This window comes from Microbacterium sp. ISL-103 (genome assembly GCF_018613995.1).
Lineage (GTDB): Bacteria > Actinomycetota > Actinomycetes > Actinomycetales > Microbacteriaceae > Microbacterium.
In genome coordinates, this window is the sequence record NZ_JAGGPD010000555.1 from 1 (window position 1) to 8,801 (window position 8,801).

The window sequence follows — 8,801 nt, forward strand, 5'->3', positions numbered from 1 at the left end:
AATGCCGGATCCGCCGGCGATCAGCTGCACGGGTTCGGTGTGGTCGGGCGTCCAGACGAAGTACCCGCCGATCGGACCGCGGACCTCGAGCTCGTCGCCGGACCGGACGTCTTGCACGAGATAGGGGGAGACCTCTCCGTCGGGCACCTCATCGACCGCCAGTTCGAGCAGCGCGGCGTCGCCGGAGGAGGCGAGTGAATACGACCGGACCGCCTGGTATCCGTCTTCCGCGGTCAGGCGCACGTCGACGTGCTGACCGGCGAGATTGCCCGGCCAGCCGTCGACCCGCAGCTCGAGCACCCGACCGTGCGGCGTGGCCTGTCGTGCCGCGACGACTGTGGCGACGAGCCACAGCGGTGCGGAGGTCACCAGTACCGCTCCTCTTTCCAGGGGTCGCCGTACATGCTGTAGCCGTTCTGCTCCCAGAAGCCGGGTTCGTCCTTCTCGAGCAGATCCAGGCCGTGCACCCACTTCGCCGACTTCCAGAAGTAGAGATGCGGCACCAGCAGTCGGGCAGGGCCTCCGTGCTCGGCTGCGAGGGGTTGGCCGTCGAACTCGAACGCGACCCATGCCTTCCCGCCGGTGAGGTCGGCACGGGGGACGTTCGTCGTGTAGCCGCCGTAGGAGAAGACCCGGGTGAAGTCGCCTCCGCCGGCGTCCGCCAGGAGGTGATCGAGAGACACCCCTCGCCACCGCGTGCCGAGCTTCGACCAGCGGGTCACGCAGTGGATGTCGGTGGTGACGTCGTCGATGGGGAGCGCCTGCAGCTGTTCCCATGACCAGGTGCGGCGGATGCCGTCTACGCCGACGACCGCGAACTCCCAGGTGTCCGTCGCGACACGCGGGGTCGGACCGGCCGACAGGACCGGGAAGTCCTCCGTCAGGTACTGGCCGGGCGGCAGACGGTCGTGCGATTCGCGTCGTCGTGCGCCGAATCCGCGGGAGATCACACCCATGCTCGTCCTCTTTCGTTGGTCGAACCCATTCCACCCGATCGACCGGGCGGACGCCTCCTGCAACTGTCGAACGCGGCACGCGCGGGTGGCCCCGATTCTAGGACCGTGGGACGCGGTGTCGCACCTGCCGGAGACGACTGACGCGCGAGAGGATGGTCGGCATGACGGCGAACGCAGATCCCGAACGGTCCTGAGCAGTGGGCGGGTCAGAGAGTCGACGATCAGGAGCACGCAAGCTGACCGTGCGCGGAATGCGGTTCCGTGTGATCGAGAGCCGCGCGGATGACGCGACCGAGACGATCGTGCTGATCCACGGGATCGGGATGTCTCACCGCTACTTCGCACGACTGCACCATGTGCTCGGTCGGTCGGTTCGCGTCGTATCCCTCGATCTGCCGGGTTTCGGGGGCCTGCCCAAGCCCGGCCACGACATCACGGTCGAAGAGATGGCCGACGCCATCGGAGAGCTCGTGATCGCAGTGAGCAGCCGCCCGGTGGTTCTCGTCGGCCACTCCATGGGAGTGCAGTGGGCTGTCGAGACCGCGGCTCGCCATCCGGCGCGGATCGCCCGAGTGGTCGCGATCGGGCCGGTCGTCGACGACGCGCATCGCAGCCTCGGCGCACAGGCGCGTGGGCTGGCTGTCGACACACTGGGGGAGACCCCGGCCACGAACTTCATCGTCTTCAGCGACTACGCGAGGTGTGGCCCGCGCTGGTACCTGCGACAGGCTGCCCATATGCTGCGTTATCCCACCGAGGAGCGGGCTCGGACTCTCTCCGTGCCGCTGCTCGTACTCCGCGGAGCGAAGGATCCGATCGCCGGTGCCGCGTGGTGCGATCGCCTCGCGTCGAGCGCCGGGGATGCGGAAATCATCGCGATTCCCGGCAGACACCACGTCGGACAGAGATCTGCGCCGGATGCGGTCGCAGACAGCATCCTGGAACGGACTGCGGGATGGCGATCGAGAAGGCCACCGGAGTCGCCCCGCCGATAGCACCGCTTCGATCGACGCGATGTCAAGACCGTCTCCGACGAGGATCGGGGTTCGTAGCGTGGCCGCATGAAACACACTCGATCCTTCACCGAGGTGGCACCCGGCTTCTTCTGCGTATCGGTCGCCGAGGTGAACTGCTATCTGATCAAGACAGTCGATGGGCTCACCCTCGTCGACGCAGGACTGCCCGGCAGTCGACGACCCCTGCACGCGCTGCTCGAACACCTGGGCGCCCGCGAGTCGGACATCGACGCGGTCATCCTGACCCACGGGCACTTCGACCACGTCGGAGCCGCGTCGAGCGTCCGCGCGCACGGGGCGACGGTGCTCGTGCATTCTGCGGACGCCTGCCTCGCCCGGCATCCGTACAGCTATCGACCTGCGAGTCCTCGGGTGCCGTATCTGCTCTCGCACCCACGCGGCATCCCCCTGATCGCTCGGATGGCGGCGCACGGGGCGCTCGGCGTGCGCGGCGTGGACGCGCTCGGTCGGATCCACCACGGGCAGCCCGTCGACGCCCCGGGTGCGCCGACCGCGCTGTGGACTCCAGGCCACACGGCAGGGCACTGCGCGGTCTTCTTCGAGGATCAGGGGATCCTGCTCTCGGGCGACGCGCTCGTGACCCTCGATCCCTACACCGGCGAGGCAGGTCCCCAGATCATCGCGCGCGCCGCCACCGCCGACACCGCACGCGCGCTCGCCCCGCTCGACACGCCCGCCGAGACCTCGGCCCAGCTGGTGCTGCCCGGACACGGCGCGCCCTGGCGCGACGGGATCGCGGCGGCGGTCGAGACTGCCGTACGACGCGGCGCCCACTGAAGACGGGCGCCGCGCCATCGGCGCTCAGCGCGATCGACGGGCGCGCTGCACCGCTGCCGCAGTCGCCGCGACGGCGAGGATCCACGGCCCTGCGACGATGATGGGGTCGAGCCAGGCGTGCCGCAGATCGCGGCGTCCGCGTCCGAATCGAGAGGCGATCGGGCGGTGGCGCGGTTCGGAGGTCACACCGGTCAGGGTCACGGGATCATCGGGCCGGGTCGTGAGGAAGGACCTGGCGTGCGCGGTGACGGCATCGATCCGGTCGCCGAGCACGAGCAGCAGCCACCGGGTGTTCTTCGTCTCGCTGAACCGGTCATACGCGAATCGACGGATCACGCCGGAGACCCCGTGCAGCGGCTGGGCGGTGCCGAACACGGGAGGGAGCATCGAATGCTCGATCGACTTCTCGCGCCGGGGGTCGTCGTCCTGACGCTCGGGGAACGTCCACCGAGCCCCCGTGTCCGGAAGGTCGTCCCGCTGGTCCCAGGTTCTGCGGTGCTCGGGGTCGAGATCGGCGCCCCACCCGGGGATCCGCCCGCGCAGCTCGTCCGCGGAGGGCGCGAGGCCCGGACGATCGGCCGTGTAGGGCATGATCACTCCTCTCCGACGACCACGAGCGGTTTGACGCAGTCGTCCAGCTTGGCGGAGAACACGTGATAGGCCTCCGCGATGTGTTCCAACGGGAACCGGTGGGTGAGAAGCTCCGAGGGGCGCACATGGCCGTCCCGGATGTGTTCGAGCAGCCGTGGCCACTGGCGCTTGACCGGAGCCTGATTCGCGCGGAGGGTGAGCCCCTTGTTCACCACATCGCCCATGCGAACGGCCGAGGTGAGCGGACCGTAGGCGCCGATGACCGAGACGGTGCCGCCCTTGCGTGCGGAGTCGATGGCCCAGTTGAGTGCGACGGGTGACCCGCCTTGGAGCTTCAGCTTCGCACCGGTGACGTGCTGCGCGACGCTGCCGTCCGCTTCTGCGCCCACGGCGTCGATCACGACGTCGGCCCCCAGATAGCCCGTCGCCTTCTTCAGCGCGAGCACGATATCGCGCGCCTCGGCGAGATGAATGGTCTCGGCGTGGGCGAACGTGCGCGCCTTCTCGAGTCGGTAGTCGATGTGGTCGACGACGATCACGCGTCCCGCGCCGAGGAACCACGCCGAACGCGCGGCCGCCAGGCCGACTGGACCCGCGCCGAAGACGACGACCGTGTCGAGCGGAGCAATCTCGCCGAGCTGGGCACCGAAGTACCCGGTGGAGAACGCGTCGGTCAGCAGGAGGGCGTCCTCCGAACTTAGCCAGTCGGGGATGACGGAAGGGCCCACGTCGGCGAACGGGACGCGCACGAACTCCGCCTGACCGCCATCGTATCCTCCCGTGCTGTGCGAGTAGCCGTAGATCCCACCGACCGCGGTCGCGTTCGGATTCACGTTGTGGCAGTTCGAGAAGAGCCCACGACTGCAGAAGAAGCACGAGCCGCAGTAGATGTTGAAGGGAACCATGACCCGATCGCCGCGCTGTAGGGTCTGAACCGAGGATCCCACCGCTTCGACGACGCCGACGATCTCATGCCCGAAGGTGTGGCCGATGCGCGTGTCCGGCATCATGCCGTGGAACAGGTGCAGGTCGGAACCGCAGATGGCCGCCCTCGTCACCCGGACGATCGCATCGTTCGGGTGCTGGACGCGTGGCTCGGGTTTCTCTTCGACCCGCACCTTGTACGGGCCGCGGTAGGCCATCGCCTTCATTTCGGTGCCTTCGTCCGTCGGCGCAGTGTGGTCATGGTCGTACGCTCCTTCGACTCGCTATCGGGTTATCCGTCGGCTCCCCGCCAGTCGGGGTCGGCCCGCAGCGCCGACCCCGACCGGACGTCGTGGCCTCACTCCTTGTTCGTCATGTCCTGCACCGCTCCCGCCACCTTCTCGACGACGTTGGGCAGCTCCGTCGTGCCGTAGAAGCGCGAGTCGGGGTGCGTGGGCGGAGGCATCGGCGCGGTGGTCGTCGGACCCTCGTGATAGCTGAACTCGCCGTGGCCGTCAGGAGTGGGTCCGCTCGCCCAGCTGCCCTCTGCGGCTGCAGGGCCGTCACTGAAGTTCAAGTACTGGTACGAGACGTCGCGGTGCTCCTTCGACAGCGGGAAGTTGCTCGGAACGGGAAGGGTCTCGGCGCCTTCGGCCTTGAGCTCCTCGACGGCAGCGAGCCACTGGTTCTGGTGCATGGTGTCTCTCGCGAGCAGGAAGCTCAGAAGATCGCGCACTCCGTGATCGTCGGTCATGTGGTAGAGCCGGGCGACCTGGACGCGGCCCTGCATCTCGGCGTTCGCGTTGGCGGTGAAGTCGGCGAGCAGATTCCCGCTCGATGTGATGTACGAGCCCTGCCACGGGTTGCCGTTGCTGTCGACGGGTCGCGCTCCGGCGCCCGCGACGATGCCCTGCTGGACGTCGGTGCCTCCGATGATCGCGGCGACCGTCGGGTCGTCCTGGACGGCATCCTCGGTGATTCCGAGCGGCGACTTCTCGAGCAGCTGCGCGATCATGATCGCGAGCATCTCGACGTGACCCATCTCTTCGGCACCGATGCCGAAGACCAGGTCGCGGTACTTGCCGGGGATGTGCATGTTCCACGCCTGGAACTGGTACTGCATGGCGACCGTGATCTCGCCGTACTGGCCGCCCAGGACCTCCTGGAGTTTTCGGGCGTAGACGGCATCCGGGGCTTCGGGGGTGGCGGTGAACTGAAGTTCCTGGCGATGGAAGAACATGGCTGCCTTTCTGGTCGGAGCGTGATGGGTGCCCATGAGACCGGTTCTCGGTGCGACGGAATAAGGGCTTCACAGACCGCGGGGTGACGAGGATAATCCTCGAACCGAGTCCGGAGAACTGAACGACTCGAGGATGGAGTTTAGCGTTTTTTGCTCATAAACGTGCTGTTCGTGCTAGCTTCACTCGTAAAACAGTCGACAGAGCCACGGAGTCACATTGCTGAGTAATTCTGGCGTTTCCGCTGATTCCGGCACCGGTGCGGACATCCCCCCGACCCCCGATCAGCTGGCGCGCGACAACATGCCGCTCGCCACGTTCCTCGCGGTCGAGAAGGCGCGATCGGCCACCCACGTCGATCTCGACGATCTCCTGTCCGCTGCGCGATTGGGCCTTGCCCGGGCGGCGATGTCGTACGACGCATCCCGGGGCATCCCGTTCGGGGCGTTCGCAAGCAGTCAGATCAACTGGGCGATGCTGTCGGAGATGCGCCGAGCCGACCCTGCGGGGGAACGGGGCCGCGACAAGATCGACCGCCTGCGGGTCGCCGCCGAGACGGTGCTCGCCCGCACAGGGCGCGCAGCGAGCATCGCCGAACTGTCGAAGGAATCCGGTCTCGACGCCGAGGCCGTCTCGGAGATGATGCAGCTCGATGAGATGGTGCGCACCGCCATCAGCTTCGAAGAGCACTTCGACGTCGAGACCGGGCGCCAGGCCGCCGACCGCACCGACAGCGTGATCCTTCCCGAGCATGCCGTCGAGCAGTCTGAGACGCGCGCCATGGTGAACCGCGTGGTCGACGCTCTCCCGCCCGCGATGCAGCAGGTGGTGCGCGGCATCTATCTCGAGGACCGCATGGTCAAGGACATCGCCGAAGAGCTCGCCGTCAGCCACGCGTACGTGTCGAAGCTGCGGTCGCGGGGACTCGCGCTCATGCGCGAGGCGATGGAGGCGTGGGAGAACGGCACGACCGGCGACCGCTCGACCAAGGCGAAGGCCGAGTTCTTCGGGCTGCTGTTCGGCGCGGTCAGGGCCGAGACGCCCGATCGCTCGGGCGCTCTTCTCGCCGCCGTGTGATCCGACGACCAGAATCTTCCGGTTCCGTGGTTACGCCGATGCGCCATGTCGCGAATATCGGTTGTGCAGGCCCACGGATGGGCCCGCATCCAGCCCCATAACCACGGAGGAATTCACATGGGTCTTCAGATCGCAACCAACGTCGGTGCACTCAACGCGTACCGCAACCTGTCCGTCAACCAGAACGACGTCTCGAAGTCGCTCGAGAAGCTCTCGAGCGGTCTGCGCATCAACCGCGCAGCCGATGACGCCGCCGGCCTCGCCATCTCCGAGGGTCTGCGTTCGCAGGTCAACGGACTGAACGTCGCAGCCCGCAACTCGCAGGACGGCATCTCGGTCATCCAGACCGCAGAAGGCGCCCTCACCGAGGTGCACTCGATCCTGCAGCGCGTCCGCGACCTCGCTGTGCAGGCCGGTAACGACTCGAACAACGCCGACTCGCGCGCCGCGATCACGACCGAGGTCACGCAGCTGACCGACGAGCTGGTCCGCATCGCCGACTCGACGAACTTCAACGGCATCGACCTGCTCAAGGGCGGCGCCGACCTGAGCTTCCAGGTCGGGGCCAACGGAGACTCGTCGTCGCAGATCACGGTCGCCCGCGGTGACCTGGCGGACGCGCTGTCCTCGATCACCGCCATCACCTACGGCACCGGCGGCGCGGCGTCCACGCACGCGCCGGTCACGGCGGATTTCTCGTTCGACTCGGCCGCGAACGCGGCGCTTGCCATCACCGCGATCGACACCGCGATCAACAAGGTGTCGTCGCAGCGTTCGGACCTCGGTGCGGCGCAGAACCGCTTCGAGTCGACGATCAACTCGCTGCAGGTCTCGGCAGAGAACCTCTCTGCTGCCAAGAGCCGCATCGCGGACACCGACATGGCCGCCGAGATGGTCAAGTACACCGCCTCGAACATCCTGGCGCAGGCCGGCACCGCCATGCTCGCTCAGGCGAACCAGTCGGGCCAGGGCGTCCTGCAGCTTCTCCGTTGAGTCGCTGCGCCTGAGGCGCACAGGGCGCCCGGGCGGAGTCACCTCCGCCCGGGCGCCTTCCTGTAGGACACCCTTGACCGCACCGCACGGAAGACGACCGGGATGAAACTCGACGGACTCGTATCAGGGCTCAAGACCGAAGAGCTCATCAAGGCTCTGATGGACGTCTCGGCGATCCCGAAGACGCTCATCACGAACAAGATCACCGATCGCAACTCGGTCATCACGAATCTGCAGTCGCTCAACAAGACCCTGCAGGAGCTCGTCGACAAGGCGAAGACCGCCGCGGGGCCGAGCTCTCTGGCGTCATTCACCGCCTCCTCGTCGTCTGAGACCGTCACGATCACTGCGGGCAGCAAGGCGACCGCGTTCTCGACCGCCATCGTGGTCGACGCCGTCGCCACCGCGCACTCCGTCGTCACCGCTGCCGCAGGAGGCACGGCGTGGGGCGGCACGTTCACGCTGGTGGGATCCGACGGCGAAGCGGTCGAGGTCACGCCGCTCGGCACCGGCCCACAGGATCTCGCGAAAGCGATCAACGCATCCAAAGCCGGCGTGAGCGCGACCGTCGTGCCCGCGGGGACGGATGCCGACGGCAAGCCCCTCTCGCGCATCCAGCTCACCTCTGGCGAGACCGGTGCGGCCGGTGCGTTCACCCTGCATCGGGGAACCGCGGCCGAGGTCACCGCCGGAACCTCGACGGACATCGGCGCCGCGCCCGGCGCCGCCCTTCTCACCCAGGGCGCGGATGCCTGGATCCGTCTGTTCGCCGGCACCGACGCCGAACAGACCCTGAACAGCGCCAGCAACACGATCTCGGTCGGCGAGGGCATCGAGGTCACGGTCTCGAAGGCCAGTGCCGACCCGGTCACGGTGACGGTCACGCGCGATGCGAAGAAGCAGAGCGCGACGGCCGAGGCGTTCGTCAAGGAGATCGCCGCACTGCTGGTGCGCATCGACAACGGGTCGAAGGCGACCATCGGCGACGTCGGCGAGACAACGACGCTCGGAGTCTTCACCGGCGACAGCACGGTGCGAAACCTTCGTGGCGCGCTGGCGACCGCGGTGCAGCATCCGATCGACGGCACCTCGCCGTCGACGATCGGCATCACCGTCAGCGACAAGGGAATCCTCTCGTTCGACGCCGAGAAGTTCGCGGCGGCCCTGGCAGAGGATCCTGAGGGCACGCAGGAGCTGTTCTCGGCGGT

The 8,801-nt window shown here is 67.6% G+C and carries 10 protein-coding genes; 5 read left to right on the plus strand and 5 right to left on the minus strand.

Features of this window, described 5'->3' with window-relative positions; genetic code table 11:
- On the minus strand, nucleotides 1-369 hold a 369-nt coding region (locus J7E68_RS17565), incomplete at its 3' end, for an FAD-binding oxidoreductase (protein ID WP_311417313.1).
- Nucleotides 366-956 carry a sulfite oxidase-like oxidoreductase gene (locus tag J7E68_RS17570; RefSeq protein ID WP_215174767.1) on the minus strand — a complete coding sequence of 197 codons (591 nt, stop codon included), beginning with the start codon at nucleotides 954-956 and terminating at the stop codon, nucleotides 366-368. The genes J7E68_RS17565 and J7E68_RS17570, both read right to left, overlap by 4 nt.
- A gap of 251 nt (nucleotides 957-1,207) precedes the next feature.
- Here J7E68_RS17570 and J7E68_RS17575 point away from each other — a divergent pair, with 251 nt between their 5' ends.
- Nucleotides 1,208-1,951: an alpha/beta fold hydrolase gene (locus J7E68_RS17575; protein ID WP_215174769.1), complete on the plus strand. Its 744-nt coding sequence runs from the start codon at nucleotides 1,208-1,210 to the stop codon at nucleotides 1,949-1,951.
- Between the two features lie 66 nt (nucleotides 1,952-2,017).
- The gene (locus J7E68_RS17580; protein ID WP_215174771.1) at nucleotides 2,018-2,770 is read left to right on the plus strand and encodes an MBL fold metallo-hydrolase; all 753 of its coding nucleotides are present in this window, start codon (nucleotides 2,018-2,020) and stop codon (nucleotides 2,768-2,770) included.
- 24 nt (nucleotides 2,771-2,794) lie between these two features.
- On the opposite strand, the gene J7E68_RS17585 is transcribed toward J7E68_RS17580, so the two are convergent.
- The 3 genes from J7E68_RS17585 to J7E68_RS17595 form a co-directional block, all read right to left on the minus strand.
- The gene (locus J7E68_RS17585) at nucleotides 2,795-3,361 is read right to left on the minus strand and encodes a hypothetical protein (RefSeq protein ID WP_215174773.1); all 567 of its coding nucleotides are present in this window, start codon (nucleotides 3,359-3,361) and stop codon (nucleotides 2,795-2,797) included.
- A gap of 2 nt (nucleotides 3,362-3,363) precedes the next feature.
- A complete protein-coding gene (locus J7E68_RS17590) occupies nucleotides 3,364-4,512 on the minus strand; it encodes a zinc-dependent alcohol dehydrogenase (RefSeq protein ID WP_215174775.1) in 1,149 nt (382 codons plus the stop codon).
- A gap of 131 nt (nucleotides 4,513-4,643) precedes the next feature.
- Nucleotides 4,644-5,525, minus strand: coding sequence for a manganese catalase family protein (locus J7E68_RS17595; RefSeq protein ID WP_215174776.1), 882 nt, complete (start codon nucleotides 5,523-5,525; stop codon nucleotides 4,644-4,646).
- Between the two features lie 217 nt (nucleotides 5,526-5,742).
- On the opposite strand from J7E68_RS17595, the gene J7E68_RS17600 reads away from it, so the two are divergent.
- From J7E68_RS17600 to fliD, 3 genes are all read left to right on the plus strand, one after another.
- The gene (locus J7E68_RS17600) at nucleotides 5,743-6,600 is read left to right on the plus strand and encodes a sigma-70 family RNA polymerase sigma factor (protein ID WP_215174778.1); all 858 of its coding nucleotides are present in this window, start codon (nucleotides 5,743-5,745) and stop codon (nucleotides 6,598-6,600) included.
- Between the two features lie 117 nt (nucleotides 6,601-6,717).
- Complete coding sequence (locus J7E68_RS17605; protein ID WP_215174780.1) at nucleotides 6,718-7,593, plus strand: flagellin; 876 nt, start codon at nucleotides 6,718-6,720, stop codon at nucleotides 7,591-7,593.
- Between the two features lie 102 nt (nucleotides 7,594-7,695).
- On the plus strand, nucleotides 7,696-8,801 hold a 1,106-nt coding region (gene fliD / locus J7E68_RS17610; RefSeq protein ID WP_215174783.1), incomplete at its 3' end, for a flagellar filament capping protein FliD.

Excerpts from the sequence above, each read along its gene's own strand:
- J7E68_RS17570 (WP_215174767.1), bottom strand. The coding sequence starts at position 956 with ATGGGTGTGATCTCCCGCGGATTCGGCGCACGACGACGCGAATCGCAC.
- J7E68_RS17575 (WP_215174769.1), top strand. The coding sequence starts at position 1,208 with ATGCGGTTCCGTGTGATCGAGAGCCGCGCGGATGACGCGACCGAGACG.
- J7E68_RS17580 (WP_215174771.1), top strand. The coding sequence starts at position 2,018 with ATGAAACACACTCGATCCTTCACCGAGGTGGCACCCGGCTTCTTCTGC.
- J7E68_RS17585 (WP_215174773.1), bottom strand. The coding sequence starts at position 3,361 with ATGCCCTACACGGCCGATCGTCCGGGCCTCGCGCCCTCCGCGGACGAG.
- J7E68_RS17590 (WP_215174775.1), bottom strand. The coding sequence starts at position 4,512 with ATGAAGGCGATGGCCTACCGCGGCCCGTACAAGGTGCGGGTCGAAGAG.
- J7E68_RS17595 (WP_215174776.1), bottom strand. The coding sequence starts at position 5,525 with ATGTTCTTCCATCGCCAGGAACTTCAGTTCACCGCCACCCCCGAAGCC.
- J7E68_RS17605 (WP_215174780.1), top strand. The coding sequence starts at position 6,718 with ATGGGTCTTCAGATCGCAACCAACGTCGGTGCACTCAACGCGTACCGC.